Origin of the sequence: Nonomuraea sp. NPDC050733, from assembly GCF_040654215.1 — a bacterium.
Classification (GTDB): Bacteria; Actinomycetota; Actinomycetes; order Streptosporangiales; family Streptosporangiaceae; genus Nonomuraea.
Genome location: NZ_JBFAHO010000006.1, coordinates 309,217 through 335,124 on the forward strand (window position 1 = coordinate 309,217; position 25,908 = coordinate 335,124).

The window sequence follows — 25,908 nt, forward strand, 5'->3', positions numbered from 1 at the left end:
TTACAGCTGCTTCCCAGGTCAAGGGTGTGACCGAGAAACGCCTGACCGCTCAGACCAGCCAGCCCTTCTCCTCGGCGATCTCGACCGCCTCGGCCCGGGTGCGGGCGCCGAGCTTCTGGATCGCCGCCGACAGGTGGTTGCGCACGGTGCCCGGCGACAGGTAGAGCTCGCGGGCCAGCTCGGCGATGGTGCCGTGCCCGCGCGAGGCGGCGAGGATCTCCGTCTCGCGCGGCGTGAGCGGGGAGGAGCCCTCGCTGAGCGCCTGCACGGCGAGAGCCGGGTCGATCACCCGCTGCCCGGCCGCGACCCTGCGGACGGCGTCCGCCAGCTCCGTGACCGGCGCGTCCTTGAGCAGGAAACCCGAGGCCCCGGCGGCGAGGGCCGCGTGCAGGTAGCCGGTGCGGCCGAACGTGGTGACGATGACCACCTTGGTCCCGGGCACCGCCCTGGACAGCCTGCGCGCCGCCTCCAGCCCGTCGATGCCCGGCATCTCGATGTCGAGCAGGGCGACGTCCGGGCGGAACGCCTCGCAGGCGCCCACGACCTCGTCACCGCGCCCGACGTCGCCGACCACCTCGATGTCGGGCTCCATCCCCAGCAGGGTCGCCATGGCGCCGCGGAACATGGTCTGGTCCTCCGCGAGAAGGACGCGGATGGTGGTCATGCGGATCTCCCTCGGATCGGCTCGGGTGGGGGTCAGGTGAGGGGGACGCGGACGTGGAGGCGGAAGCCGCCGCCCTCCGGGCGTTCGCCGGCGGTGATCGTGCCGCCCAGGGCCGCGGCGCGCTCCGACAGCCCTACGAGCCCGTTGCCCCCGCCCGCCCGGCCCGGCCCGGCCGGCGTGCCAGGCCCGCCCGATCCGCCTGATCCGTCCGATCCGCTCGGTCCGTCCGGCTCGGCCGGGCCCGCGCCGTCGTCGCGGATCTCGACCCCGGCAGTACGCTCGTCCAGGGTCAGGGTGATGGAGCAGGTCCGGGCCTTGCTGTGGCGCAGGATGTTCGTGACGCCCTCCCGTACGGTCCAGGCCAGCAGCCCCTCCACCGGCACCGGCAGGTCCCAGGTGTCCGGCATGGTCACCGCGCACGGGATGTCCACCGAGCGGGTCGCCGACACCGCTCCGGCGATCTCCGCGGCCAAGGTCGGCTGCTTGTAGTTGGTGACCGCCTGCCGCACCTCCGCGAGGGCCCGGCGGACCACGCCGTCGATGTCGGCCAGCTCCGCCTCCGCCCGTCCGGGGTCGACGGTCACGAGCCTCCTGGTCAGCTCGGTCTTCACAGCCACCACCGAGAGGCTGTGCCCGACGAGGTCGTGCAGGTCGCGGGCGATGCGGTTGCGCTCCTCGACCACGGCGAGCCGGGCCAGCTCGCGCCGCGTCTCCCGGAGCTCCCCGATCAGGTCGGCGGTCCGGCGGGACTGGGCGGCGAACAGGCCCGGCAGCAGCACGAACGCCCCCACGACGACCACCACGCTCGGATCGGCGCGATGCGCCAGGGCCAGCAGGCACGCGGCCGCCGTGATGCCCGCCACCTCCTTGCCGCGTAACTTCCAGCCGGCGACCCGGGTCGCCCACGTGGCGAGGACGGCCCAGTGCCAGCCCGCCCACGCCTCCAGCGCCAGGCAGGCCACGACGAGGGCGACGTACCAGGACCGTTCGGGGCGGACCTTGGCCAGGCCGCCGAGTACGACGACGCCGAGCGCCCACGGCATGACGAGGACCCGGCTCCACAACGGGGGCTCCTGGGCGATGTGGTAGAGCACCGCCCACCCGGTGGCCAGGAGCATCAGCAGTGACCGGGAGTCGTAGAGCCCGGCGAGCGAGGCTCGCCGAGCTCTCCATCGGTCCAGCAGACTCATCGGGCGTGGGACTCACGTCGCCACAGGGCCAGGGCCGCGGCCCCGGCGACGAGCGTCCAGGCGGCGAGCACCGCCAGGCCCGTCGCCGCCGGCCCGTGCCCGCCGACGATCGCGAAGCCGGCTTGGGCGAGGTTGTAGGTGGGCAGGTAGTGCCGGATCTGCTCCAGCGCGTACGGCAGGGTGCCGGACCCGATGAGCCCGCCCAGTGCGGCCAGCGCGAAGAACACCACCACGATGCCGACCTGGGCGCTCTTGCCCTTGAGCGTCAGGCCCAGGGACAGCCCGAGCAGCGCGAACGGCAGCGAGCCGAGGAGCAGCAGGCCGAGCAGCGCGGCCCACCGGCCGGCGGACAGGTGGACGTGTCCGGCGGTCACCGCGGCGAGCGTCACGCCGGCGACGCCGGGCACGATCATCAGCACACCCTGGACGATCTTCCCGGCCAGCCAGTGCCGGTCGGCCAGCGGGGTGACCTTGAGCTGGCGCAGCCAGCCGCGCATCCGGTCCTCGGCGACGCCGCCGCCGGAGCCGATCAGGCCGCCCGCCGCGGCGGCGTACACGGTCATGGCCACCATGGCGAGCGCCGAGTCGGACGTCCGGCCGTAGACCAGATACAGGCCGACGGGCGTGACGACGAGGAAGAGGAGGTACTTGACGTTGCGAAGAGCTCTGGTGACCTCGAACCGCACGAAGCTGAACATTACGCACTCTGCCTTCCGGACGTAAGAGGGATCTTGAACGGTCAGTTCCGCGCCGAGGTGAGCTTGATGAGGGCGTCCTCCAGGTCGGCGCCGGAGACGTGCAGGTCGCGCACGCCGCCGATCGAGGAGTACAGCGCCGCGACGGCGCGGTCGGCGTCGCCGGCCCGGAGGGTGACGTCGTCGCCGTGCACCTCGACCTCCAGCACGCCGGGCAGGGCGAGCAGCCGCGCGGGGTCGGGGGAGTCGAGCACGCACCGGATGGTCCTGGCGCCCGCCATGGCCTTGACGGTCGAGGGGGTGCCGCTGGCGACGACCCTGCCGCCGGCCAGCACGATGACCCGGTCGGCGTGGGCGTCGGCCTCCTCCAGGTAGTGGGTGGCGAACACCGTGGTCGTCCCGCTCGCGCGGACCGCGGTCCAGAACGCCCGCCGGGACTCCACGTCCATGGCGACCGTCGGCTCGTCGAGGAAGAGCAGCTCCGGCCGCCCGGCCATGGCGACGGCGAAGCGCACCCGCTGGGCCTGGCCGCCGGACAGCTCGTCGCATCCGCGCCGCGCGAGGCCGGTGAGGCCGGCCAGCTCCAGCACCTCGGCGACCGTGCGCTTCCCGCCGTAGAGCCGGACGGCCAGCGTGACGACGTCGGCGACGGAGGTGTCGGCGGGCAGCCCGCCCGACTGGAGCATCGCGCCGACCCGGCCCTGGGCCACCGCCCGGCCCGGCTCGGTGCCGAGGACGGTGATCGTGCCGCGGTCGGGCTTGGCGAGCCCCAGCATGAGGTCCACGGAGGTGGACTTGCCCGCGCCGTTGGGGCCCAGCAGCGCCACGGTCTCGCCCCGGGCCACGTGGAAGGTGACGTCGTCGAGGGCGCGCACCCGTCCGTAGCTCTTGCTGACTCCGGTGAAGGTCACGGTGTTCGTCATGTCTTCGACGGTAGGTCCGCGATCTTCCCGGGATAAGTGTCCCCGGTCGTGACCTGACCCATGACGACCGTCACAGGCGCACCCCTGATGGGATGGATCGGCGCAGGTCAGGAGCATGGCGGCGGGAACGTCGAAGGCCGCCTCCCGAGGGGTCGGGCGGGGCGGCCACGGGGGCCGCCCCGGATACCCGGCGAGGGAGGCGGCGGGTGTCAGCCGAGAGCGGCGACGAGGCCCGGCAGGACGGCGGGGTCGTCGAACAGGCCCGTGGCGCCCAGCCCGGACAGACGCTCCGCAGGAGTGAGCCCTCCCGTGAACGCCAGGCAGCGCATGCCCGCCGCCCGCGCCGCCCGCACCCCGAACGGGCTGTCCTCCACCACCACGCACCGCTCGGGCGGGACGCCCATGGTGGCGGCGGCGTGCAGGAACAGGTCAGGGGCCGGCTTGCCCCGGGCGACGTCCTCGGCGCTGAAGACGCGGCCGGCGAAGCGCGCGGCCAGGCAGGTCAGCCGCAGGCTGCGCGCGATCTTGGCGTGCCCGCCGTTGGAGGCGACGCACGCGGGCACGGTCAGGCCCTCCAGTGCCTCGGGCATGCCCGGCACCGGCGTCAGCTCGGCCTCCATGGCCGCGTCGTGCTCCTCCGCCAGCCGTTCCCGCCAGCCCGGCGGGACGTTCGCGCCCACCTCGCGCCACCAGTGCTCGTCGCTGCACCCCACGAACCTGGCGGCGTACTCGCGCTCGTCGATCTCCCACCCCAGCCGGCGCAGCGCCGCGGTGCCGACGCGGACCGAGATGCGCTCGCTGTCCACCAGCACGCCGTCGCAGTCCAGGATCACCAGCTCGACGGGCAAACCCCCTCCTTTCACGACGGTCCCCCGCCGGAGCTCCGGCGGGGGACCGTTCAGGCCCGCGTACGGGATCAGTAGTCGACCTTGAACATGTAGTTGCGCTTGTCCAGGTCGTGACCGCGCACGGCCTCGTAGTGACGGGCCACCCGGTCCATCAGCACGGCGATCGCCAGCGGCGACACCTCGCCGCGCAGCTCCGCCGGGATGCCCGGCAGCGTCAGGCTCTTCGTGTCGATGTGGAAGGTCTTCTTGCTCGCGTACGTGTCGAGGAAGCGCTTGGCCCGCTCGGCCATGGGCCGCGACGCGTCCTCGCCGAGCAGGTTGATGACCGCCACGTCGTCGTTGACGACCTCGAACGCGCCCTGGAAGAACTCACCCGAGTTGAAGGCCGCCGCGTGCTTCCACTGCATCTCCTGCAGGAAGCACATGGCCAGCCCGTACGCCCAGTTGTAGCTGGGGCCGGAGCCGAGGACGTAGGTGATGGGCTCGTCCTTGAGCGTCTCGGCGATGATCCGGGCCTGGTCCTCGTGCTCCTGGGCGGCCGACAGCAGCGCCTCGGGCAACGCCTCCAGAGCCTGGTCGAGCAGCGCCCAGTCACGCTGGACGCCGCTCTGCCGCATGACGGCGTACGCGGCGAGCTGCAGGAACAGGTCGCTCTGACCGGTGAAGGCGACGTTGGCCGCCTCGGCGAGCGGCCCGCCCTCCTTGCTCACCACGGCCACGGTGGCGCCCGCGCTGCGGGCGTACTGGGCGGCGGCCACGGTCTCCTTGGTCTTGCCCGTGTAGGAGGCGAGGAAGACCAGCGAGCCCTCACCCAGCCGCTTGGTGCGCCCGGTGTTCAGCTCGTCGCTCTGGAGCTTGTAGACGGGGACGGTGTCCTCGCGCTCCAGCAGGTAGTGGCCGGGGTAGGCGGCGATGAGCGAGCCGCCCGCGCCCACGAAGAACACGTTGCGCAGGCCCTTGCCGATGGCCTGCGCGACGAGCTCCTCCAGCTGGGGACGCTGGCTGATGGTCTGGCGCGCCTTCTCCGTCAGGTCGGACTCGATGGGCTTGAGCGGCAGCTGGTCGGTCACGGTCTCTCCGTTCGTTTCCCAAGAATTTGAGAACGTTCTCAACAATGCGTTGGTAACGTTCTCACCGGAAGTGAGAGCTCGTCAAGAGCCGGAGCGGGAGAGGGGGCGCTGATAGCGTCTGCGTGTCACAGTGCGAGACGCCTCTTCACATAATGAGACAAAATGCCGCCTACCGCCCAGGCCGAGGCGCTCGGCCGCCCCCGGGTCGCGGTCGCGAGCCTCTGCGGCACCGCGATCGAGTTCTACGACTTCTACCTGTACGGCACGGCGGCGGCGCTGGTGCTCGGCGGCGTGTTCTTCCCCGGCATGGACTCCGTGGCGGGGCGGCTGGCCGCGTTCTCCACGTTCGCGGTGGCGTTCGTGGCGCGGCCGCTCGGCGCGGCTGTGTTCGGCCACTGGGGCGACCGGGCCGGGCGCGCCTCCACGCTGGTCGTCTCGCTGCTGGTGACGGGGCTGCCGACCGTCGCGATCGGGCTGCTGCCGGGGTACGCGGCCATCGGGGTCGCGGCGCCCGCGCTGCTCGTGCTGCTCCGGCTCGTCCAGGGCGCCGGGCTGGGCGGGGAGTGGGGCGGCGCCGCGCTGCTCGCGGCCGAGCACGCCCCGCCCGGCCTGCGCGGACGGTACGCGATGTTTCCGCAGCTCGGGCCGCCCATCGGGTTCGTGGCGGCCAACGGGCTCTTCCTCGTGCTCGGGGTGGGCATGACCGAGGAGGAGTTCGCCGGGTGGGGATGGCGGGTGCCGTTCGTGGCGAGCCTGCCGCTCGTGGCCGTGGGCCTGTACGTCCGGCTCCGCGTCCGCGAGGCGCCGGTCTTCCGGGCGGCCGTGGACGGCGGGCTGATCGCGCGGGCGCCGTTCGCCGGGCTGATGCGCCACCAGTGGCGGCGGGTGCTGCTCGGCGCGGGCGCGATGACGATCGCGTACACGCTGTTCTACACCGCCACCACCTACTGCCTGGCGTACGGCACCGCGACGCTCGGCATGCCCAGGACCACCATGCTCGCGCTGACCCTGGCCGCCGTGGGCGCCATGGCGGCGGGCACGGCGGCGTCGGCGGCGGCCTCCGACCGGTTCGGCCGCCGCCGCACGCTCATCGGCGGCGCGGCCCTGGCGGCGGGGTGGGGGCCGGCGATGTTCCCGCTGATGGAGACCCGGTCCGTCGCCCTGACCGGGCTGGCGCTGGCCGGCGCGCTCGACGCCGCCGGGCCCGACCGGTCGCTTGACGGCCCGGCTCAGCCGCCCTCGTAGCCGGAGAACAGCCGGCCCGGCTCAGGCGGTCTCGTAGCCGGGGAACATCAACGACAGCTCGCGCGGGTGTGCCGCGATCAGCCGCAGCTCGTCGTCGGTGAGCGGGCGGCCGGTCATCGCGTTGCAGAGCTGCACCAGCCAGAACGTCAGGTCCTCGTCGCCCACCTCGGCGCCCAGCCCCTCCATGACGTGCCGGAACCCCGCCTTGCCGCCGTACTCGCCGGTCAGCACGACCCGCCCGGCCCTGGCGTGCCAGTCCTCCGGGAACGGCCCGAGCGTCGCCTCGTCGTACAGCTCGTAGTTGCCGTGGTCCTTCAGCGCGCCGTCGGCGTGGATGCCGCTCTCGTGCGCGAACGCGTTCCGTCCCACCCCCACCTGGTTGTACGGCAGCGGCTGGCCCAGCGCGTACGCCGCCCACAGCCCGAACCGGCGCGCCCACGACAGGTCGATCGGGTCGCCGATCTCCGCGTCCTTCGCCTCCAGCCCGAACCCGTGCCGGAAGGCCAGGATCGTGGACAGCAGGTCGGCGTTGCCCGAGCGCTCCCCGACGCCGTTCACGCAGGTGTTGACCCACGCGTCCTGGCCTGCCTCCAGGTCGCCGAGGGCGCCGGACACGGAATTGGCCACGGCCATCCCGAGGTCGTTGTGGCAGTGCGTCTCGACGGGCATGCCGGTGGCCGAGGCGAGCCCGGCGAACCGCTCCCGGATGCGGCCGGGCGTGTCGCCGCCGATCGTGTCGCAGTACCGCACGCGGTCGGCGCCCGCCTCCTTGGCCGCCAGCGCGAACTCCGCCAGGAACCCGGCGTCCGTGCGCGACCCGTCCTCCGCGTTCACGCCGACCGTCTCGGCGCCCGCGTCCTTGGCGGCCCGGACGGCGGCGGTCATCTCCCGGACGATCGCGTCACGGTCGAGCCGGCCCCGGAACTTGTTCTGGATCATGTAGTCGGAGGTCGAGATCGACAGGTTGTAGTGGCGCAGGCCCAGGGGCGCCGCGCGCTCCACGTCCGCCGCCACGCCCCGGCACCAGCCGGACAGCCGCAGGCCGCCGAACGCGCCGGCCTCGGCCAGGGCCACCTGCGCCCTGACGTACGGGACCTCGTGGAACAGGAACGGGAACCCGATCTCGGACTGCGCCACGCCGAGCTTGGCCAGATAGAAGTTGACCATGGTCTTGCCGAACTTGGACAGGCCGGTGCGCGCGGTCTGCACGCCGTCCCGGTTCGTCACGTCGAGGAAGTGAATCTGGGGCATGCCCTCACGTTGACATGGTCGTTCAATGTGTATCAATATTGATTTTCGTCAATATCGAGGGAAGTGCGGAGGCGGGACGTGGAGTGGATCGACGCCGCCACGGCGGCCGAGCGGCTCGGCGTGAAGCCGGCGACGCTCTACGCGTACGTCAGCCGCGGCCTGCTCACGCGGCGGCACGGCGACGACCGCAGGAGCCTGTTCGAGGCCGGTGAGATCGAGCGGCTGGCGCGGCGCGGGCGGCCGCGTGGGCAGCCGCCGGAGCTGGTCGTCGAGTCGGGCGTCACGGCCCTCGGCCTCGACCGGCCCTACTACCGGGGGCGCGACGCGCTCGGGCTGGCCCGGACGGCCGGGTTCGAGGCGGTCGCCGAGTGGCTCTGGAGCGGCGACCCCTCCGTCCTGTCTGTGGTTCCACCGGATGGGTCCTCGCCGGACGGCGTGCCGGTCCAGGCCGTCTGGCAGTGTGAGCCGGAGGCGTTGCGCGCCACTGTGCAGGCGCAGCGGGGCCTGCCCGCCGACCTGTCGCCGCTCGACCGGCTCCAAGTGATCACCACCGTGCTGGGGGCGTCCGACTCGCTGCGTCACCAGCTCGACCCCGTCTCGGTGGCCGCCACCGGCCGCCGCCTCATCGCGGGCCTCGTCGACGCCCTGCCACCCGCCGCGAACCCGCCTGCCTCCGACCCGCCTGCCTCCGGCCCGCTGACCGCCGGCCCGCCTGCCTCCGGCCCACCGGCCGCGGGTCCACCGGCCGAGGACCCGCTGCCCGACCTACCGCCCGCCGGCCCGCTGACCGCCGGCCCGCCGGGCGGCGGGCCGGGGGAGGGGCGGGTGGCCGAGCGGTTGTGGGCGCGGCTGTGCCCGCGTCCCGCCACGCCCGCCCTGCTCGCCGCCCTGGACGCCGCGCTCGTCCTCCTCGCCGACCACGAGCTGGCCGCCTCCACGCTCGCCGCCCGGGTCGCCGCCTCCGCCCGCGCCGACCCGTACGCCGTGGTGCTCACCGGCCTCGGCGTGCTCGGCGGCCCGCTGCACGGCGGCGCCTCGTACGGCGCCGAACGCCTGCTCGCCGAGGTGACCGAGCCGGAGCGGGCGGCGCGCGTGATCGCCGACCGGGTACGGCGCGGCGAGCGCATACCGGGCTTCGGCCACAGCGTCTACAAGAACGGCGACGCCCGCGGCGACCTGCTTCTCACGCTCGTCCAGGAGGCCGCCCCCGGCCACGACCGGCTGGCCGCCGCGCAGGCCGTGCTCGGCGAGGTCCGCAGGCGCCGGCTCCCCGAGCGGAACGTGGACTTCGCGCTGGCCGCCCTCACCGCCGTCGCCGGGATGGTGCCGGGCGCCGGGGAGGCGATCTTCGCGGTGGCCAGGACGGCCGGCTGGCTGGCGCATGCCATGGAGGAGTACGAGAAGGGCTCCCTGCTGCGCCTGCGCGCCTCGTACACGGGCCCGCCCCCCGAACGCGCCCCCGTCCACCCGGCCGCCACCTGACAGGAGCGCCCATGCCCGGCCGAGCGAGCTGCTGGAGCTCGACCGCCAGCACGTCTGGCACCCGTACGCCCCCATGCCCGGCGTGGTCCCGCCGCTGCTCGTCGAGTCGGCGTCGGGCATGCGGCTGCGCCTGGCCGAGCCGGTCGGCGGTGTGCGCCCCGCGGCGAGCGGCACAGGGTCACACCGGGGCGGGAGTCCTGTCCACGTACGCCGCCAGCGCCCGCACCCGCTCGGCGTGCTGGTCGTGCCCCACGATCACCGGCGGCTCGTTGTACGGCATGGCGTCCGACGAGCGCCGCAGCTTGACGTACTGACCGCAGGCGTCGATCGCGTAGGGCTCCATGTCGTCCTGCAGCGCCCCGATCACCGTGATCCCGTACGTCTCGCCGATCCGCCGGAACAGCGCCACCGCCTCCCGCCGGTGCTCCTTGCCCAGGTTGCGGCCCAGCTCGTCCAGCACCAGGCACAGGTGGCCGCCGCCGGACGACGCGATCGCCGCCGCGCACACCAGCTTGACCGCCTTCTCGTCCATGAGCGCCGTGTTGGCCCGCCGGTTGTACGGCACGAACCCCTGGCCCTCGCCCCGCCGCCACTTCGGCGTCACCCGCCACTGCCAGCGCTGCTCCGGGTCGGCGGGCGCCGGCGGCACCGGGAACTCCAGCGTCGCGCCGTAGCCGCCGTACGAGGTGTCGAGCTTCTCGAACTCCTCCGCCACCCGGGTGAGCCGCGCCTTGATCGCCGCGCTGAGCGCCGCCCGGTGGACCGCCGTGGACTGGGCGGCCTCCTCCGCGCCCTTGTCGGCCGCCGCCAGGTCGCGCTGCCTCGACACGACCTGGGCCTCGATCTGCCGCCGCTGGTGCCTCTCGTAGTCCTCCTGGCCGCGCAGGTACGACGCCAGCGCCCCGCACACCGCCGCGAACGTCGCCTGCTCGCGCGCCGTGCTGCCGCCGCGCTCCGACAGCAGGAACCGCAGCTCCTCGGGGATCTCCGCGTCCTCCTCCGGGAACGTGTCGCGCAACGCCTGGTCGAAGTGGCGCTCGGCGATCCGCCACCACTCCTCGGCGGCGCGCGGACGCTCCTCCTCGGGCAGCGCCCGCAGCCACTCGCGCGCCGTCTCCACCGTGCCGCCCCAGTCGGCGGCCAGCGCGGCCAGCTTCAGCGCCTCCCGCTCGCCGCCGACGCGGGTCTCCTGCTCCCGCGCCTGCGCCCGCTCGGCCTCGTGCCGCTGCCGCCGGCCCTCCAGGCGCTCGATCTCCATGTCCCGCGTACGGGCCCGGAAGTCGAGCCCGGCCGCCTGCCGCTCCGCCTCGGCCACCGCCGGGACGACCTCCTCCAGCGCGCCGGCCAGCTCGGTCAGCCGGGCCCGCCGCTCGGCCAGCCGAGTCTCCACCTCGGCGAGCCGCACCCCGGCCTTCGCGCCGTCGAGCCGCCGCTGCGCCTCCGCGACGGCCTCCTCCTCGTCGTGCACGGCCTGAGCCGCGGTCTCCTGCGTGTCGCGGGCCCGGTTCAGGCGCTGCTCGGCGGCCTTGATGCGCGCCTCGCGCCCGGTCGCCACCCCGTCGAACGCCCCGACGACGCTCACCCCGGCGGCGCTCACCAGCACCGACCCGGGCAGGTCGCGCAGCGCCTGAGCCGCTTCGTCCAGCCGGCCGGCGTCGACGATCACCGCGTGCTCGTGCGGCCACCCGCGCAGCCCGCCCAGGCCCAGCTCCGGGACGCGGGACTGGTCGCGAGCCTGCTCGGCCACGTCCAGGGCGTCCAGCAGGCCGGTGGCGTGCAGGCCGGCCGCGGCCAGCGCGTTGAGCTGCACGGCGGCGGGGCCGCCCTCGGCGTCGTCCAGGGCCGCCTGCGCGGAGGCCACCTCCCGGTCGGCGACGCCGAGCGCCTTCAACGCCTCGTTCAGGCGCAGCCGCGCCTCCCGCAGCTCCCGCTCCGCCGCCGCCACGTCACGGCCGTCGGCGAACCGGCGCGCCTCCTCCAGCTCCGGGATGCGGCCGCGCAGCTCGTCGGCGGAGTTCTCCGCCACGGCCCGGTCGGCCTCCAGCTTCGCGGCCCGCGCCTGGAGCGCCGCCAGCTCCCTGCGCGCCTCGGTGGCGCCCCGGTCCAGCGTGTCGTCCTTCAGGGTGGCGATCTCGGCCTTCACCAGGGCGATCGCCTCGGCCGCCGCCGCACCGGCCGCGCGATGGCGTTCGAGCTCCGCGGCCAGCGCCTCGTCCTTGGTCGCCGCGTCGGCCAGCTTGCGCGCCTGCCTGCCCCGCCAGCACCGCAGTGCCTCCGCCAGCCGTGTCCGGGCCTGGTCACGGCGGTCGAACGTGGTCAGCAGCGCCTTCGACTCCGCCTCGAACTCCGCCAGCCGCTCGGCGGCCTGCGCGGCCCGCACCCGCTTGGCGTGCTCGTCACGGCGGGCCTCGCGCTCCTGCTCCAGCTCGGCGTCCAGTCCGGTCAGCGCCGCGATCGCCTCGAACACCCGCTCCGGGGTGATCTCGTTGAGCGGCTGGGAGAGCAGGTTGGTGGCCACCTTGCTGCGTACGGACGTCGACAGGAACGACACGCAGCGGACCCGGTCCCCGTACAGGACCTTGGTCAGGTCACGCGCCACCACGTCACGCCGCCCCGCGGACCGGGGCAGGGACGCCCAGATCTCGTCGGCCCTGGCCATCCGCTCGGCCTCGGACGCCGCGGACGCCAGGTGGACGCCGTCGCGCCAGCGGATCTCCAGGTGCGGCGCCTCCTGGTTCACGCGGAGCCACACGGTCATGGCCCCGCCGGAGGTGTCGGGCACGGCGAACAACTCCCCGCTCCCCAGCGCCCCGCCACCGTCCTCCCCGGCACCCTCGCCGCTGGAGCGACCGCCTTGCCCGGCATCATCGCCGCTGGAACGGCCTCCGCCTTCACCACCGCCGCTCAGGCCCGCGCTCCCGCCACCGCCGCTGCCGGGATCGTCGCCACCGTCGCCCGCACCGACCCCAGACGGCAGGACGCGGGAGAAATCACCCGCACGCACCTCCGGCGGGCCGAACACCCCCACGATGTAGCCGTGGTCGGCGCTCGCCCACTGCCGTCCGCCCGCCCCGCTGGCCAGCTCCGCGTTGAACAGCAGCTCCGACACCGCCTTGGCGCCCGAGGCGAACCGCCACTGCTCGTCACCCAGCAACGCCGTGATCGACGCGATGAACGACGACTTGCCCGCCCCGTTGGAGTCCTTGGGCCCCGCGCCTGCGACGACGATGAGCGTGCCCGGGACGGTCGGCACCGGATGGGTCGAGAGCCGTGAGATGTTGACCGCCTGCACGGCGATCAGCACCCGGTCCCCGACCACGTTCTCCATCTGCGACACTCGAACTCCAGCCACCCTTCCTACGCCGTCACGCCATGCGCTGCCCCGGCCCGCCGCCGGACAGCCCCCACACCTCTCCGCCCGCCCCCTGGGGGCCGGGCGGTCACGCCTGCCGCCCGCCCGCTCACGGCCGGGCGGCCCTACTCGGCGGATCTTCGAGCACGTACGGCCGTCGCCAGCGGTGTGTGCGGTCCGGCCGCCAGGATCAACTCCTCCTGCAACCGCCGCCGCGCCGCCGGGGTGAGCCGGTGGAACTGCGATCCGGGCACGTACCCGCCCGCCTCCTCGCCCGCCTTCACCTGGGCGACCAGCCCGGCGTGCCGCAGCACCCGCAGCGCCCCCTCCAGCTCGCCGATCGGCACCTGGGTGTGACGCCGCAGCTCCTCGACAGGCGTGGCATGGGGAGAGAGCCACGTGTCCTCCGGCAGCACCCCCTCCGCCCGGGGGATCGCCACGGAATGCACGAGCACCAACGTCAGCACCGCCCGCTCCGCCTCACCCAGCCGCACCGGATCCCGCGGGCCCCGGCTCCTGGCCGACGGAGCGACCGGGCCGGCCCCGACCGCGCCGTCGCCCGGCGCGCTCCCGTTCGGGCCGCCACCGACAACTGACGACCCGGTCGAGCCCTCGTCGACCGCGGCGGCCTCGGGCTGCGTGTCGGCGTCCGGCTGCGGGTCGGGGGTCTCCTCGGCCGGGTCGCCGGGGAGGGCGACGCCTTGAGCCGCGGCGGCGCCGTCGAGAGAGGGGGATGCGCCAGGATTGCGGAGATCCCGGACGGCTCGGGCGGCGGTCTCGTCGGCGTAACCGGAGATCCAGCGCTCGCGGTGCTGGATGAGCGTGCGGCCGCGCCGGGCGAGCATCTCGCCGAGCGTGTGCCGCAGCGCCGGGTCGCGCAGGGCGGCGAACCGCGCCTCCTGCACGGGCTCGGCCGCGTACTCCACCACCATGAACGCGGCCACCAACTCGGCCCGCCGCCGCTCGTCGTAGGCGCCGAGGAGGTCGTCGAACTCCGCCTCCCCGCCCTCGACCCGCCCCCCAGCGCCCGGCAACACCATCGGTGCCCCGACGGCCGAGGGCACGGCCGCCTCAGCCGCAGGGGACGCAGCCGCCTCCGCCGCCGAGTGCACGGCCGCCTCCGTCGCAGGGGACGCGGCCCGCGCGACACCGGCCCGCCCGTCCTCTCCCGCGCCACCTGCCGCCACGTTCCCGCCGGTCTCGGCGTGCGCGCTCGGGCCTGGGCCCGTCGTGGGGGCCGGTGTCGCGCGGGCCGCGGCGACGATGTCGGCGTCCGCGACCACCGTCAGTTCCTGCCGCTCCGGCTCCGGGATCCGTCGTACGAGCTCCTTGAGCTGCGCCAGCGACGAGACCGGCCACAGCGCGCACCTCGGGCCCAAGGTGACCAGCCCGTCGGCCATGACCACCCACGCCGAGTCGTGCAGCCGCCGCAGCGCGCCCACCGCCCAGTTGCGCATGAGGTCGTCCGTGCGCCCGATCAGGGCCCGGTACGTGGCCAGCACCAGCTCCACCGGCGCGGGATCGCCGGGCCACGGGTCGACGGAGTGGTCGGTCCAGCAGCACTTGAGGCAGGCGGCCAGGACGCGGCGGGTCTCGCCGGAGCGCTCCACCGCCACCGGCGCCACCTGGTGCTCCTCCAGCAGCGCCGGGGTGACGCCGTCGGGCCACACCGGCAGCGCCTGGCCGGTGGAGTCCGGCCGGGTCAGCCGCAGCATGCCCGGCGGCGCGGCCGCCCCCGGGCCGAGCGGGAGGGGACCGCCGGCGCGGGCCAGCACGTGGGCGGCGGCGCCGTCGGACGGCGCGCGCCGCGAAACGCGCGTCATGAGCCGCTCCGCGCGCCGCTGAGGAAACCTGAGGTCATGGGGTGCGCTCCAGGCAGCCGTGGGAGAGCCAGGCCGGCTCGTGGTCCGGGTCGATCGTGAGGTCGTCCGACCAGGTCAGCCGGTACGGCAGCTCGGGCCGCAGGTCGATCGTGGTCAGGTCGGCGAGCAGGCGGCGGGCGGACGGCCAGTCGGCGCCGAGCACGTCGGCCAGCGCCACCTGGGACGACGGGCCGAGCAGCGACTCCGCCAGCGCCGTCAGGCGCTCCACGGCGGCCCCGGGCGAGGAGTCGAGCGAGTCCTGCGGCCCCGGGTCCGGCAGGGCCGAGCGTGGGGGAGTGGGCTGCGCCGGGGCGGGGCGCGGGGCCTCGTCCACGGCCCGCGCGATCGCCGCCGGGTCGTGCCACGGCGCCGGCGCGTCGAACACGAACCCGTCGAGCACCGCCGCCAGCCGCTCCTTCGAGGCCGTCTGCGTGAAGGTCCGCCACATCTCCGTCGGCAGCAGCGTCAGGTTGCGGGTCGTGCCCGCCGAGTCGGCCAGGCGGCCGGCCGCCCGGCGTGAGGCGTCGCTGTAGGCGTAGATCGCGGCCCGCAGGTCGGTGCAGACCCGGTCGAGCTCCGGCCAGCGGGTCAGGATCGTGCCGTGCAGGCTCTGGGCGCGGCGGGCGATCTCCTCGGTGCCCCACAGCTTGGGCGCCTGCTCGCGCAGCTCCTCGATCGTGCCGGTGGTGAGGGTGATCAGCTCCAGCGCCCACAGCCGGAACGCGCGGGCGAGGTTCGCGGCGCTCTGCCGCGCCTCGTCCATGGTGGTGCGCGGGTCGGCGACGTTGAGGTCCTCGAGGGCGAGCAGCCGGTGCATCTCGGACTGGCCGCCGTCGTCCATCATCCGCCTGATGAACATCAGCCCCACCACGCTGGTGAACGACGCCCGGTAGCGAAGCTGGTTGGGCTTGGGGAACACCTCACGGATGGCCCCGAGCCCCTTGAGCACCCGCAGCCGGTTGTCGAACTGGTCACCCGGGTAGGCCCGGCAGACGAAGCGCATCTGCTCGTGCGTCAGCCACTCCTCGCCCGCCTCGGCGAACGCGGCGAACAACGTCTCGGCGATGTCGACCAGGGCCGGGTCGTCCACCACGGCCCCGCTGTCACGGGCCAGGGCCGCGAACATGCGGCGGTAGGTCGACAGGACCGCCTCGTCGGAGAGGGCGGCGTCGAGGGTCAGGGGCTGATCGGGCACGCGCTCTAAGGTAAGGCTTCCGGCCGACATTCTCGGACCGCCACGGGGCGGGCGTGCCTCGGCCCTGCGCGAAAGGAGCGGACCGTGACGTCATGCGCGCAGGCGCCGAGGAGCGCCGAGGCGCAGTTGCTGCACCGGCCACCGGGTCTGGGAGCCGGTGACGTGGTGCGGCGTCTCCTGGCCGTGCAGGCCCAGGACGTCACCTCCGCGTACCTGGCCTTCCGCGCCCGGTCCGCCGCCCTGCGCGTCGCGGACGTCGAGACGGCGTGGCGGTCGGGGGAGATCGTGCGGACCTGGGGCCCGCGCGGCACCCTGCACTTCGTGCATGCCGACGATCTGCCGTGGCTGCACGCCCTCACCCGGCGCGACACCGGCATCCTGCGCCGCCTGCGCCAGGAGGGCGTCACCGGCGACGACCTGCTGCCCCTGATCGAGGGCGCCCTGGCCGGCCAGGGGCCGCTCACCAAGGCCGAGCTGGAGGTACGGCTGGCGGGCAGGGCGCGCGGGCAGGGGGTCGTGCACCTGGTCGCGCTGGCCGCCTTCCACGGGCTGGCCGTCCTCGCGCCGCCCCGGGGCGGCAAGCCCACGTACGTCCACGCCGCCGACTGGCTCGGCGCCCCGATCGCGCCGGAGCCCGACCGGGAGCGGGCACTGGCCGAGCTGGCCCGCCGCTACCGCCGCGCCCACCGGCCGTCGGAGCCGGAGGACCTGGCCGCCTGGTCCGGGCTGGCCCTCGGGGAGGCGCGTACGGCGTGGCGCCTGAGCGGCGCCGGTCCGGGCACGGCGGACCCGCTCCCCGCGGCGGACGTCCCGGTACGGCTCGTTCCTGCGTTCGACGAGTTCCTCCTCGGCTGGCGGAGCCGCGACCCCGTCGTTCCGGCCGGCCACGCCCGTCAGGTGTTCCCCGGAGGCGGCATCCTGCGCCCGGTGGTGCTGGCCGGCGACGTGGCCGCGGGCGTCTGGGAGCGCAGGGGCGCGGAGGCGACCGTGAAACCCTTCGGTCCTCTGCCGGCGGGGCCCCTGGCGGAGGAGATCGACGACGTCCGCCGCTTCCTGACCCACGATTCCTGACCCGAAAGGCTCCCCTGCGAGGACGAGCGCCGGCGGGCGCCTCCCCGGGCCGGGCGCGGGTGTCGCCTACGCGGCTCCCTCGTCGGGAATCGCCTCGATCCTTTCCATGTGCTTCTCGCCCCAGTCGCCGAGCGGGAGCAGCGCCTCGTTGAGCGACTGGCCGAACTCGGTCAGGGAGTACTCCACCTTGGGCGGCACCTGGTGGTACACCTCGCGGTGGACGAGGCCGCAGCGCTCCATCTCACGGAGCTGAAGGATCAGCATCTTCTCGCTGATCCCCGGCACGGCCCGGCGCAGCGCGCCGAACCGCACAGGCTCATGGTGCAGGGCCCACAGGATCAGTGCCTTCCACTTGCCGCCCACCACGTCAACGGCGGCGTCGAGCCCGCACGAGTAGCTGCGCTTCTTCACCATCACTCCCGACACTGACAAAAAGGTACGTACCTGAACAAATAGTAGGTACTTGTGACGGATTCAGCGATCCATGAGGATCGCTACGACCGCGGACGACGAACCGGCCGCGGCTCCACACACACCCATATACGCGTCACCTGCACGGAGATCACCATGAAGAACGGGCGCATCACCGCCAACGGCATCGATTTCGCCTTCGTCGAGGAAGGGCAGGGCCCGCTGGCGCTGCTGCTCCACGGCTTCCCCGAATCCGGGGACGTCACCTACCGCCACCTCATCCCCGCCCTCGCCGCCGCGGGTTACCGGGCCGTCGCCCCGAACATGCGGGGTTTCGCGCCGACCTCGTTGCCGTCGGACGGCAGTATGCGACTCGCCGATCTCGTCGCCGACGCCAACGCCCTGCACGAAGCGCTGGGCGGCGACGGTGAGGCCGTCCTGGTCGGCCACGACTGGGGCGCGGGGACCGCCTGGGCGGCCGTCCTCGCCGCACCCGAGCGTTGGGCTCGCCTCGTGGTCAGCGACGTACCGCCGCTGCGGTTCTTCGGCGCGTACGCGGGAACGTTCCACGGCATCCAGAACATGAGTCACTTCTGGTTCTTCCAGATGGCCATGGCGGATGACATCCTGGCGGCCGACGACATGGCTTTCCTGCGGCAGATCCTGCAGGAGAGGTGGACGGGTCCCGGATACGACGCCACCCCGGACTTCGAGGGCACCCGCAAGGCCCTCGGCGAGCCGGCCAGGCTGGGGGCGGCCCTGGCGCTCTACCGGACCAACTTCGGCCCGCAGCAGATGGGCACGCCGGAGTGGGCGGCCGAGCAGGGCGCCCTGTGGGGGGCCCTGCCGACGCAGCCGACCCTCTACCTGCACGGCACCGAGGACAGGAGCGTGGTCCTGGACGAGGCGACCCTGACGGCGATCGGCGAGGCGCTCGCCGAGGGGTCCGAGGCCGCCTTCGTCGAGGGCGCGGGGCACATCGTCCCGGCCGAGAAGCCGGAGCGGTACAACGAACTCGTGCTCCGCTTCCTGCGGAAGGCGATCTAGCGGGCGGCGGCACGAGCTCCGAGGCCGTCGGCCGGTGTCCGACCGGCCTCGGGCTAGGCGGTCAGCGGGGCGATGATCTCCTCCACGGCCCACCGCGCGACGCCCTCGGGGAAGGGCGGGCGGAGGTTGAGCACGATGTGGGTCACGCCGATCGCCGCCAGCTCCTTGACGGCCGCGCGGGTGGCCCCGGGGTCGTCGTACGCGGCCATGACCTGGGTGGACCGGGTGAGCGTCGCGGGGTCCCGCCCGAGGGCGGCGCACCGCTCGTCGAGCGTCCGGGAGCGCTCGGCGATGAAGTCCAGGGAGTTGTGCGGCGGGCCGGGTACGTTCCAGATGTCGGCGTGCTCGGCGACCACGCCGAGCGTCCTGTCGCCCCAGCCGCCGATGAGAAGCGGCGGCCGGCGGGCCGGCTTGGGCTCGCAGATCACGTCGCGCAACCGGTAGTGGCGGCCGTCGAAGTCGAACCGGTCCTCGGTCCACATGCGCTTGATGATCTGGCACGACTCGGCGAGCCTGGCCACGCCCTCGCCGGGGGTGGCGATGGTGAGCCCGTACGCGCCGTACTCCCTGGGCACGAGGGTGTCGCCGGGCTGGTGGGTGCCTCCCACGCCCAGTCCGAGGACGAGCCGACCGGGCGCGACGGCGTCGACGGTCGCCGCCATCTTGGCCAGCAGGGCAGGCGACCTGGTGAGGTTGCTGGTCACCAGGTGGCCGAAGCCGAGGCGCTCGGTGCGGGCGGCGAGCGCGGCCAGGATGGTCCAGCCCTCGTGGATCGGGGTGTCCACCGGCCCGAACAGCGGCAGGAGGTGGTCCCACAGCCAGGCGTGCTCGATGGCGGGCAGCTCGTCCGCCTCCTGCCAGACGCGCAGCAGGTCGGGGTACGTGACGCCGACGGGGATGGTCTTGATGCCGAAGCTCAGCAATGTCAGCTCCACTGATCGTCAGTAAGACTGATGATTAGGCTAGTGCGAGAATGACCCCTGTGTCGAGACGCCGCCTGGGCTACCTGTTCAAGCACGCGCAGTCGCGGCTGGCCGGGCTCACCGGGCCGGCGCTGGAGCCGCTGGGCGTGGACACGCGCGAGCTGGCCGTGCTGACCGTGCTGGACGCGCGGACGCCGATGTCGCAGCAGCAGGCCGCCCAGGCGCTGCGCATCGACCGCACCACCATGGTCGCCATGGTCGACGCGCTGGAGGGCAAGGGCCTCGTTTCGCGCAGGCCGCACCCCGACGACCGGCGCAAGAACGCGGTGGAGCTCACCGCCCACGGCCGCGACGTGCTCAGGGACGGCTCGGCGGCGATCGACGAGGCCGAGCGCGTGTTCCTGGCGCCGCTGTCGGAGGACGAGCGGCGCCTGGTCCGCGACGCCCTCGACCGGCTGGCCTCCGGCTGACGAAGGTCCGGTCGGTCAGAGGGGGTTCATCAGGTACGCGCCGGCCACCACCGACGCGCACGCCACCACCAGGAAGAAGAACACGTAGAAGCCGCCCGGCAGGATCGTCAGCCGGGCGAGCTGGTCGGCGTCGGAGTCGCGGGCCTGCCGCAGCCGCCGCTTGCGCTGTAACTCGACGATCGGCCGCACCCCGCCGAACAGCAGGAACCACACGGCCGCCATGGCCACGGCCTGCTGCACCTGGTTCGGCGCGTACATCGACAGGGCGAACACCGCCCCGCCCGTCGCCAGCAGGATCAGTGCGCCGTACAGGTTGCGGATCAGCAGCAACATGCAGACGAGGAAGAGCAGCACGCTCCAGATCAGCAGCGTGATGCGCCCCTGCTCGGTCAGCCACGCCGCCGCCAACCCGAGCAGCGACGGCGCGAGGTAGCCGGCGAGCGCGGTCAGCACCATGCCGGGACCGGTGGGGCGGCCCCGGGTCAGCGTCACTCCCGAGGTGTCGGAGTGCAGCCGGATGCCTTCGAGCTTGCGCCGGGTGAGCAGTGCCATCAGCGCGTGGCCCCCTTCGTGCGCGATCGTGATCAGGCCTCTGCTCAGCTGCCAGGGGGTCCTGAACGAGACGACCGCGAGCGCCGCCAGAGCGGTGACCGGCACGACCCAGGGGGAGGGGTCGGGTTGTGCCTTGATGAGGTGGGCCCAGAGCTCGTCCATCGAGACAAGACCCTATCCGGGTCACGGCCCTCGCGTGCGGCCCGCTTGACGGCCGTCCGGCTGGGCAGGGGACGGGCGCCGGCGCTTCCGCGTGGGGGCGCGTTCGCGCGCTGGTCACGGGCCGTTCGCCGGGACGACGTACCGGACGTGATCTGATAAAAAAGTGAAGGATCGGCTGGATATATGGCACGACACCACCCGGGACCGTCGGAGACGGTCACCCGATCAGCCGGCGGGAAGAGGAACGGCGTGGCACGGATGAGGAGCTTCAGGCGCGGCGAGGCGGCCCGCCAGGACGCGCCCGAGCACGAGATGGACCCACGCGCCGCCGAGGAGCCCCCGTACCGGCCGACCGTCATCGACAACGCCGTCTACCAGGACGGCCAGCGCGTGGACAACCCCGGCTCCATGGCCGACGCCTTCGAACGGCTCAACAAGACGCCGGACAGCCTCGCCTGGATCGGCCTCTACCGGCCCAAGGAGTGGGAGCTGGTCAAGCTCGCCGAGGAGTTCGAGCTGCACGAGCTGGCGCTGGAGGACGCCATCGTCGGCTCCCAGCGGCCCAAGGCCGACCGCTACGGCGACACGCTGTTCGTGGTGCTGCGCGCCGCCCGCTACCTCGACGACGTCGAGGAGGTCGCGTTCGGCGAGCTGCACGTCTTCGTCGGCCCCAACTTCGTCATCACCGTCCGGCACGCCGAGGCGCCCGACCTCCAGGGTGTGCGCAAGCGCATGGAGTCGGACCCCGACCTGCTCCGCCAGGGACCCCAGGCGGTCCTGTACGCCATCCTCGACGCCGTGGTCGACGGCTACGCGCCGGTCGTCGCCGGGCTGCAGAAGGACCTGGAGGAGATCGAGGGGCAGGTGTTCAGCGGCGACCCGTCGGTCTCGCGGCGCGTGTACGAGCTGTCCGGCGAGGTCATCGAGTTCCAGCGGGCCACCGCGCCGCTGGTGCGGATGATCGACGGCTTCATCGCCGGGGCCGCCAAGTACGGGGTCAACGAGGAGCTCCAGAGCTACCTGCGCGACGTGGCCGACCACGCCATCACGGTCAACGAGCGGGTCGCCGCCTTCCGCCAGATGCTCCAGGACATCCTCGTGATCAACTCCACGCTCGTCACCCAGGCGCAGAACGCCGAGATGGCCAAGATGACGGAGGCCAGCATCCGGCAGGGCGAGGAGGTCAAGAAGATCTCCGCCTGGGCGGCCATCCTGTTCGCGCCCACGCTGGTCGGCACCATCTACGGCATGAACTTCGACGTCATGCCGGAGACCCACTGGGTGCTCGGCTACCCGTTCGCGATCGTGCTCATGGGCGTTGTGTGCGTGACCCTCTACCTGGTCTTCAAGCGGCGCGACTGGTTGTGACGGGCGGCGCCGGTCACGGCGGGCCCTCGTCGGTCCAGCCGGCCGTCAGGACGATCTCGTCACGGTGCGTTGGGGAGTCCCGCCCGGTGCCGTCCGCGCTGTCGCTGCTGGACAGCACCTGTGAGCTGGCCGGGTCGACGACCAGCGTGCGCCGCACCCCCGTGGCGGCGTCCGGCGTGAACGCGAACGCCTCGCCCGGCCGCCCCTTGGGGTCGGTGGTACGGCCCAGGTAGCGGACGTTCGGCAGCTCGGCGAGCAGCCGGTAGGCGGCGGCCCGTACGGCGGGCGGCGACGGCTTGCTCCACAGCAGCCCGCTCACCGCGTCGGCCAGCACACCGTCGCCGGAGCCGGGCGGCAGCAGTGCCGCGACCCGCCGCTTGAGCGCGTCCGTCCCGGCGGGCAGCCGCTCGATCTCCGTGAGCGACAGGGCCCGGCCCGCCATGGTGAACGGCCTGGCGAGCGGCTCCACCCCGGTGCCGGGGGCCGTTCCCAGCGCGTGCTCGGCGATCCAGGCGCGGCCGTCGCGGGCCGCCCACAGGGTCGTGACCTTCGCGCCGCTCTGCCGGGAGACGCGCCAGTACGCGCCCCGCGTCGGAGGCTCCGACGCCGCCGTGGCCGCCGCCGCCAGCAGCACCGACCTCCCCTGGAGCGTCGCGGTGCCCTCCACCGTGTCCCGCGCCGTCCCGTCCCGCGCCGTCCCGTCCCGCGCCGTCCCGTCCCGCGCCGTCCCGTCCCGCGGCGTCCCGTCCCGCGGCGCCGCCCCGTCCTGGGCCGTGGCCGTGCTCCGCGCGGGTCCGGCCGGGGTGCCCGCGCCGCCGGGGAGGCCGTACGCGAACAGCACGGCGGCCAGCGTCGCCACCGCGCCCGCCAGCGGCGCCGCCCACAACCCCCGCCGCCGCCCCGGCCCTCGCCCGCGCGCCCGCCCCGCCGGCCGCGGGGCCCACGGCGCCCGCCCCCGCGCGGGGCGCCGTTCCTCCAGCCGGGCCCGCACCCGGGCCCTGACCGCCGGGTCCGGCCGCGGCGGCTCGCCGTACAGGTCGCGGACCAGCTCCAGCTCATCCACGGCCGGCCTCCTCCAGCTCCAGCATCGGGTTGCTGCCGCCGAGCGCCTCGCGCAGCTTGCGCCGGGCCCGGCTCAGCCGCGAGCCCACCGTCCCGTACGGGATGCCGAGGGCCGTGGCGATCTCCTCGTGACTGAGCCCGGCCAGCGCCACGAGCAGCACCACGTCGCGGTCACGCGAGGCGAGCCCGGCCAGGGCCGCCGCCAGCTCCGGCCGCAGGCTCTGCGCGCTCACCCGCGCGCTCACCCGCTCCTCGTGCCCCGGCGCGCTCTCCGCCTCGGACCCGTAGCGGCCCAGCGCCCGCAGCGCCCGCGCCTCCTGGCGGCGGTGCCGGCCGACGAGCCGGGTGGCGATGCCGTACAGCCAGGCCCGCGCCGTGGCGCGCGCCGGGTCGTACTGGCCGCGCTTGCGGAAGGCGATGAGGAACGCGTCCGAGACGACGTCCTCGGCGTGGTCCGGGCCGAGCCGCTGCGCGACGTAGGCGTGGATCTCGCCGAAGCACGCGTCGAACACCGCCGCGAACGCCTCGGCGTCATCGAGCCGCCCGGAGTCCAGCCGCCCGGGTTCAGCCCGTCCGGGTCCAGGCTGCGCGGGTTCAGGCCGCGCGGATTCAAGCCCCGCATCGGGCCACGGCAACGCCGTCACGATGCTTCCCCCGTCATCTGCCACCCTCCGGACGCGAACCGCGGACATCTCTTATCGCCCGATCCGCCCGATCACTTTCACGCCCGGGAACGCGTCCCGGAAAGGGTACGGCCCCGGGCCCGCCGACGGGAGCGGGGCCGGGGCCGTACCAGACCTACGGAAAGGTCTTACCGGGGAGGGTTACACAGGCGGGTTCGCGTTCTGCAGGAGCTGCCGGAACTGGGCGGAGAACCAGTGGCCGGACAGCGGCGCGCCGGGCAGCGCCCCCGTCAGGTTGTTGCCGTTGCGGTCGTTGCCGGTGTACGTGGGGTCGCACATCCGGTCGAAGCCCTTGCCCTCGTCGTTGTCGATCGCGGTGCTGGAGCCGTCGGACTCACCCGGAGGCTTGATCCACACATACGCGTCGAGGCCGGCCGCCGGGTTGGGGCGCGGACGCTCGCCGAGGCCGGCGCCGCTCTGGTTGCACCAGTTGCCGGCGTGGATGCGCCGGTCGACGCGCGACTGGTTGACGAAATCGTCCACGTTGGTGGCGGTGCTGGGACCGGTGGGCCGGGCCGAGCCGCCCCAGCCGTTGCGCGAGGTGTCGATCAGCATGCCGATCGTCGACGGGAAGCCCTTCGACACCAGCGCGTTCCTGAACGCCTGGGCGAAGGTCAGCTCGTCCACGTAGTCGTTCCAGTCCAGCCACTTCGACTGGCGCACGGACGTGCCGCCCACGGAGGTGGTTACCGAGAAGTACGGCTCGGTGAGGGCCGAGTAGTTGGCGGTGTTGGTGATGAAGCCGTCCACGCTGGCGTAGCCGGCCGTGGTGCCGCGGGCGGTGGAGGCCATGAGGTCCGCGGTCGGGCCGAAGTTGCTGGACCAGCCGATCCAGCCGTGGTGGGCGGCGTCGAGGTAGGTGTAGACGTTCGGGATGGCGTGCAGCTTGTTCAGGGCGTACTGGATGCCCTGCACGTACGCGCCGGACGACTGCGCCTCGGCGCACTTGGCCAGGTTGGTGTTCGTGACCAGGTTGGGCAGCGAGTCGATCTCGACGACGGTCACGATCCGCAGGGCCGCGTACTTCGGGTCCGCCAGGATGTCGGCGATCGGGTCGATGTACTCGGTCTTGTAGCGGGCCAGGCCGTTCTGCGAGATGAGCAGCTCGCCGTTGGAGGCCAGCGCGGAGCAGTCGCGGTTGGGCAGGTTGTAGATGACGAACTGGATGGTCAGCGGCGCGCTGCCGTTGGCCGCGTCCTGGGTGACGGCGGCGTCGAGGTGGGCGCGCACGCCCTTGGCGCCGCCGGTGCCGGCGATGGCGGCGATGCGGTCGATCCACACGCCGGTGGAGGTGTTGGCGACCGCCGAGCCGCCGGGCTCGGCCGCGGCCTTGGCCGACCAGTCGGCGTTGACGTAGCCGGTGGCCCCGGCGTACGGGTTGTCGACGTGGCCGGTGCCGCCGCCGGTGTCGTTGTCGGCCTCGGTGGCCGTGACGGTGACGCTGGTCAGGCCGGTCGAGGCGACGGTGATGGGCCGCGTGCCGTTGGCGGTGTCGCTGTCCTCGGCGGCCGAGACCGTGACGTTCTGGGGGGTGTTCCAGTTGGCCGAGGTGAAGGTCAGGCTCGCGCCGCCCGTGACGGTGAGGTTGCTGTCACCGGTGCCCGCCGTGGAGGTGACGGTCACGTTCGCCGACGGCTGCTTGGCCAGGCGAACGGCGTAGGTGGCGCCGGCGCCCTCGGGCACGCTCAGCGAGGTCGGCGTCACCTGGAGGGCCTGCTGGCCCGGGTCTGGTCCGGGACCGTCGCTGCCGCAGGTCACGCCGTTGATCGCGAAGCTGGTGGGGTTGGTGTTGGTGCCGCTGTAGGAGCCGTTGAAGCCGATGGTCCACTGCGCCCCGGTGGCCTGGCTGCCGTTGTAGCCCAGGCTCGCCGCGGTGACGTTCTGCCCGGACTGGCTCCAGTCGGCCTGCCAGCCGTTGGTCACCTGCTGGTTGCCTGCCCAGGCGTAGGTCAGCCGCCAGGAGGTCAGCGGATCACCCGTGTTCTTGATGGTGACGTTGGCGCCGAAGCCGCTGCCGCTGTCCCAGGTCTTCGCGTACGTGACCGAGCAGGCGACGGCGGCCTGCGCCGGTGCTGCCGACATCAGCGCCGTGGCGAGCCCTGTCAACAGGGCGCACACCGCGACGAGAAGGCGGTTTCTCATGTGGGGGGTCCTCTCAGAAGGTGGGAGCGCTCCCATGCATAGCTCGGATTCACATCCGTGTACAGACTCCGGTGAGACGGCGCCCCGAACCCGCACCAGAGCCGTGAAACTTTCATCCCGGCCCGTCACCCCGCAGGCCGCGCGGTGAAACTTTCACGGCCACGCCCGTCCCGACCTGGAAACGGCCGTCCCCTCGCGGGCCTCTCCTGGGCGGCGCATCGGCGCACGCTTAACATCCGC

22 protein-coding genes are annotated in these 25,908 nt (G+C 73.7%); 6 read left to right on the forward strand and 16 right to left on the reverse strand.

Annotated elements, in window-relative coordinates; all coding sequences use genetic code 11:
* Positions 1 to 49 precede the first annotated feature (49 nt).
* The 6 genes from AB0H64_RS14865 to AB0H64_RS14890 form a co-directional block, all read right to left on the reverse strand.
* The gene (locus AB0H64_RS14865) at positions 50 to 664 is read right to left on the reverse strand and encodes a response regulator transcription factor (protein WP_357623973.1); all 615 of its coding nucleotides are present in this window, start codon (positions 662 to 664) and stop codon (positions 50 to 52) included.
* A gap of 32 nt (positions 665 to 696) precedes the next feature.
* Positions 697 to 1,854, reverse strand: a complete 1,158-nt coding sequence (locus AB0H64_RS14870; protein WP_357623975.1) for a histidine kinase — start codon at positions 1,852 to 1,854, stop codon at positions 697 to 699.
* On the reverse strand, positions 1,851 to 2,552 hold the full coding sequence (locus tag AB0H64_RS14875) for an ABC transporter permease (protein WP_357623976.1): 702 nt from the start codon (positions 2,550 to 2,552) through the stop codon (positions 1,851 to 1,853). Before AB0H64_RS14875 ends, AB0H64_RS14870 begins: the two co-directional genes overlap by 4 nt.
* 41 nt (positions 2,553 to 2,593) lie before the next feature.
* Complete coding sequence (locus AB0H64_RS14880; RefSeq protein WP_357623977.1) at positions 2,594 to 3,472, reverse strand: ABC transporter ATP-binding protein; 879 nt, start codon at positions 3,470 to 3,472, stop codon at positions 2,594 to 2,596.
* Positions 3,473 to 3,681: 209 nt separating this feature from the next.
* A complete protein-coding gene (locus AB0H64_RS14885) occupies positions 3,682 to 4,320 on the reverse strand; it encodes an HAD family hydrolase (protein ID WP_357623979.1) in 639 nt (212 codons plus the stop codon).
* 68 nt (positions 4,321 to 4,388) lie between these two features.
* On the reverse strand, positions 4,389 to 5,390 hold the full coding sequence (locus AB0H64_RS14890; RefSeq protein ID WP_357623981.1) for an SIS domain-containing protein: 1,002 nt from the start codon (positions 5,388 to 5,390) through the stop codon (positions 4,389 to 4,391).
* 162 nt (positions 5,391 to 5,552) lie between these two features.
* Between AB0H64_RS14890 and AB0H64_RS14895 the strand changes: the two genes are divergently transcribed.
* Positions 5,553 to 6,635 carry an MFS transporter gene (locus AB0H64_RS14895; RefSeq protein WP_357623982.1) on the forward strand — a complete coding sequence of 361 codons (1,083 nt, stop codon included), beginning with the start codon at positions 5,553 to 5,555 and terminating at the stop codon, positions 6,633 to 6,635.
* 21 nt (positions 6,636 to 6,656) lie between these two features.
* On the opposite strand, the gene AB0H64_RS14900 is transcribed toward AB0H64_RS14895, so the two are convergent.
* On the reverse strand, positions 6,657 to 7,886 hold the full coding sequence (locus AB0H64_RS14900) for a hypothetical protein (protein ID WP_357623984.1): 1,230 nt from the start codon (positions 7,884 to 7,886) through the stop codon (positions 6,657 to 6,659).
* 78 nt (positions 7,887 to 7,964) lie between these two features.
* Here AB0H64_RS14900 and AB0H64_RS14905 point away from each other — a divergent pair, with 78 nt between their 5' ends.
* Entirely contained in the window at positions 7,965 to 9,368 is a 1,404-nt protein-coding gene (locus AB0H64_RS14905; RefSeq protein ID WP_357623986.1) for a citrate/2-methylcitrate synthase, read from the forward strand.
* A gap of 178 nt (positions 9,369 to 9,546) precedes the next feature.
* Here the strand turns inward: AB0H64_RS14905 and AB0H64_RS14910 are convergent, their stop codons facing one another.
* The 3 genes from AB0H64_RS14910 to AB0H64_RS14920 all read right to left on the reverse strand — a co-directional run bounded on the left by AB0H64_RS14910 (position 9,547) and on the right by AB0H64_RS14920 (position 15,777).
* Positions 9,547 to 12,696, reverse strand: a complete 3,150-nt coding sequence (locus AB0H64_RS14910; RefSeq protein ID WP_357623988.1) for a chromosome partitioning protein ParA — start codon at positions 12,694 to 12,696, stop codon at positions 9,547 to 9,549.
* Between the two features lie 149 nt (positions 12,697 to 12,845).
* The gene (locus tag AB0H64_RS14915; RefSeq protein WP_357623990.1) at positions 12,846 to 14,543 is read right to left on the reverse strand and encodes a hypothetical protein; all 1,698 of its coding nucleotides are present in this window, start codon (positions 14,541 to 14,543) and stop codon (positions 12,846 to 12,848) included.
* A gap of 34 nt (positions 14,544 to 14,577) precedes the next feature.
* On the reverse strand, positions 14,578 to 15,777 hold the full coding sequence (locus tag AB0H64_RS14920; RefSeq protein ID WP_357623991.1) for a hypothetical protein: 1,200 nt from the start codon (positions 15,775 to 15,777) through the stop codon (positions 14,578 to 14,580).
* An 84-nt stretch (positions 15,778 to 15,861) separates the two neighbouring features.
* On the opposite strand from AB0H64_RS14920, the gene AB0H64_RS14925 reads away from it, so the two are divergent.
* A complete protein-coding gene (locus AB0H64_RS14925) occupies positions 15,862 to 16,848 on the forward strand; it encodes a winged helix DNA-binding domain-containing protein (protein ID WP_357623992.1) in 987 nt (328 codons plus the stop codon).
* A gap of 66 nt (positions 16,849 to 16,914) precedes the next feature.
* On the opposite strand, the gene AB0H64_RS14930 is transcribed toward AB0H64_RS14925, so the two are convergent.
* A complete protein-coding gene (locus AB0H64_RS14930; RefSeq protein ID WP_357624074.1) occupies positions 16,915 to 17,262 on the reverse strand; it encodes a helix-turn-helix domain-containing protein in 348 nt (115 codons plus the stop codon).
* 153 nt (positions 17,263 to 17,415) lie between these two features.
* Here AB0H64_RS14930 and AB0H64_RS14935 point away from each other — a divergent pair, with 153 nt between their 5' ends.
* Positions 17,416 to 18,306 (forward strand): alpha/beta hydrolase, encoded by an 891-nt coding sequence (locus AB0H64_RS14935; RefSeq protein ID WP_357623994.1) that lies wholly within the window; start codon positions 17,416 to 17,418, stop codon positions 18,304 to 18,306.
* A gap of 53 nt (positions 18,307 to 18,359) precedes the next feature.
* Here the strand turns inward: AB0H64_RS14935 and AB0H64_RS14940 are convergent, their stop codons facing one another.
* Complete coding sequence (locus AB0H64_RS14940) at positions 18,360 to 19,241, reverse strand: LLM class flavin-dependent oxidoreductase (RefSeq protein ID WP_357623995.1); 882 nt, start codon at positions 19,239 to 19,241, stop codon at positions 18,360 to 18,362.
* Between the two features lie 47 nt (positions 19,242 to 19,288).
* Here AB0H64_RS14940 and AB0H64_RS14945 point away from each other — a divergent pair, with 47 nt between their 5' ends.
* Entirely contained in the window at positions 19,289 to 19,699 is a 411-nt protein-coding gene (locus tag AB0H64_RS14945; protein WP_357623997.1) for a MarR family transcriptional regulator, read from the forward strand.
* Between the two features lie 15 nt (positions 19,700 to 19,714).
* Here AB0H64_RS14945 and AB0H64_RS14950 read toward each other — a convergent pair whose 3' ends face one another.
* Positions 19,715 to 20,413, reverse strand: a complete 699-nt coding sequence (locus tag AB0H64_RS14950; RefSeq protein ID WP_357623998.1) for a M50 family metallopeptidase — start codon at positions 20,411 to 20,413, stop codon at positions 19,715 to 19,717.
* 258 nt (positions 20,414 to 20,671) lie between these two features.
* Between AB0H64_RS14950 and AB0H64_RS14955 the strand changes: the two genes are divergently transcribed.
* Positions 20,672 to 21,781, forward strand: coding sequence for a magnesium and cobalt transport protein CorA (locus AB0H64_RS14955; RefSeq protein ID WP_357624000.1), 1,110 nt, complete (start codon positions 20,672 to 20,674; stop codon positions 21,779 to 21,781).
* A 13-nt stretch (positions 21,782 to 21,794) separates the two neighbouring features.
* Here AB0H64_RS14955 and AB0H64_RS14960 read toward each other — a convergent pair whose 3' ends face one another.
* From AB0H64_RS14960 to AB0H64_RS14970, 3 genes are all read right to left on the reverse strand, one after another.
* A complete protein-coding gene (locus AB0H64_RS14960; protein WP_357624001.1) occupies positions 21,795 to 22,844 on the reverse strand; it encodes a hypothetical protein in 1,050 nt (349 codons plus the stop codon).
* Positions 22,837 to 23,487 carry a sigma-70 family RNA polymerase sigma factor gene (locus AB0H64_RS14965; RefSeq protein WP_357624002.1) on the reverse strand — a complete coding sequence of 217 codons (651 nt, stop codon included), beginning with the start codon at positions 23,485 to 23,487 and terminating at the stop codon, positions 22,837 to 22,839. Before AB0H64_RS14965 ends, AB0H64_RS14960 begins: the two co-directional genes overlap by 8 nt.
* A 180-nt stretch (positions 23,488 to 23,667) precedes the next feature.
* Entirely contained in the window at positions 23,668 to 25,668 is a 2,001-nt protein-coding gene (locus AB0H64_RS14970; protein ID WP_357624004.1) for a glycoside hydrolase family 6 protein, read from the reverse strand.
* Positions 25,669 to 25,908 lie beyond the last annotated feature (240 nt).

Bases quoted from the DNA above. Each gene is read 5' to 3' on its own strand.
- AB0H64_RS14900 (WP_357623984.1), bottom strand. From the start codon at position 7,886: ATGCCCCAGATTCACTTCCTCGACGTGACGAACCGGGACGGCGTGCAG.
- AB0H64_RS14930 (WP_357624074.1), bottom strand. From the start codon at position 17,262: ATGGTGAAGAAGCGCAGCTACTCGTGCGGGCTCGACGCCGCCGTTGAC.
- AB0H64_RS14970 (WP_357624004.1), bottom strand. From the start codon at position 25,668: ATGAGAAACCGCCTTCTCGTCGCGGTGTGCGCCCTGTTGACAGGGCTC.
- AB0H64_RS14955 (WP_357624000.1), top strand. From the start codon at position 20,672: ATGAGGAGCTTCAGGCGCGGCGAGGCGGCCCGCCAGGACGCGCCCGAG.
- AB0H64_RS14915 (WP_357623990.1), bottom strand. From the start codon at position 14,543: ATGACGCGCGTTTCGCGGCGCGCGCCGTCCGACGGCGCCGCCGCCCAC.
- AB0H64_RS14910 (WP_357623988.1), bottom strand. From the start codon at position 12,696: ATGGAGAACGTGGTCGGGGACCGGGTGCTGATCGCCGTGCAGGCGGTC.
- AB0H64_RS14865 (WP_357623973.1), bottom strand. From the start codon at position 664: ATGACCACCATCCGCGTCCTTCTCGCGGAGGACCAGACCATGTTCCGC.
- AB0H64_RS14875 (WP_357623976.1), bottom strand. From the start codon at position 2,552: ATGTTCAGCTTCGTGCGGTTCGAGGTCACCAGAGCTCTTCGCAACGTC.
- AB0H64_RS14895 (WP_357623982.1), top strand. From the start codon at position 5,553: ATGCCGCCTACCGCCCAGGCCGAGGCGCTCGGCCGCCCCCGGGTCGCG.
- AB0H64_RS14870 (WP_357623975.1), bottom strand. From the start codon at position 1,854: ATGAGTCTGCTGGACCGATGGAGAGCTCGGCGAGCCTCGCTCGCCGGG.
- AB0H64_RS14935 (WP_357623994.1), top strand. From the start codon at position 17,416: ATGAAGAACGGGCGCATCACCGCCAACGGCATCGATTTCGCCTTCGTC.
- AB0H64_RS14880 (WP_357623977.1), bottom strand. From the start codon at position 3,472: ATGACGAACACCGTGACCTTCACCGGAGTCAGCAAGAGCTACGGACGG.
- AB0H64_RS14950 (WP_357623998.1), bottom strand. From the start codon at position 20,413: ATGGACGAGCTCTGGGCCCACCTCATCAAGGCACAACCCGACCCCTCC.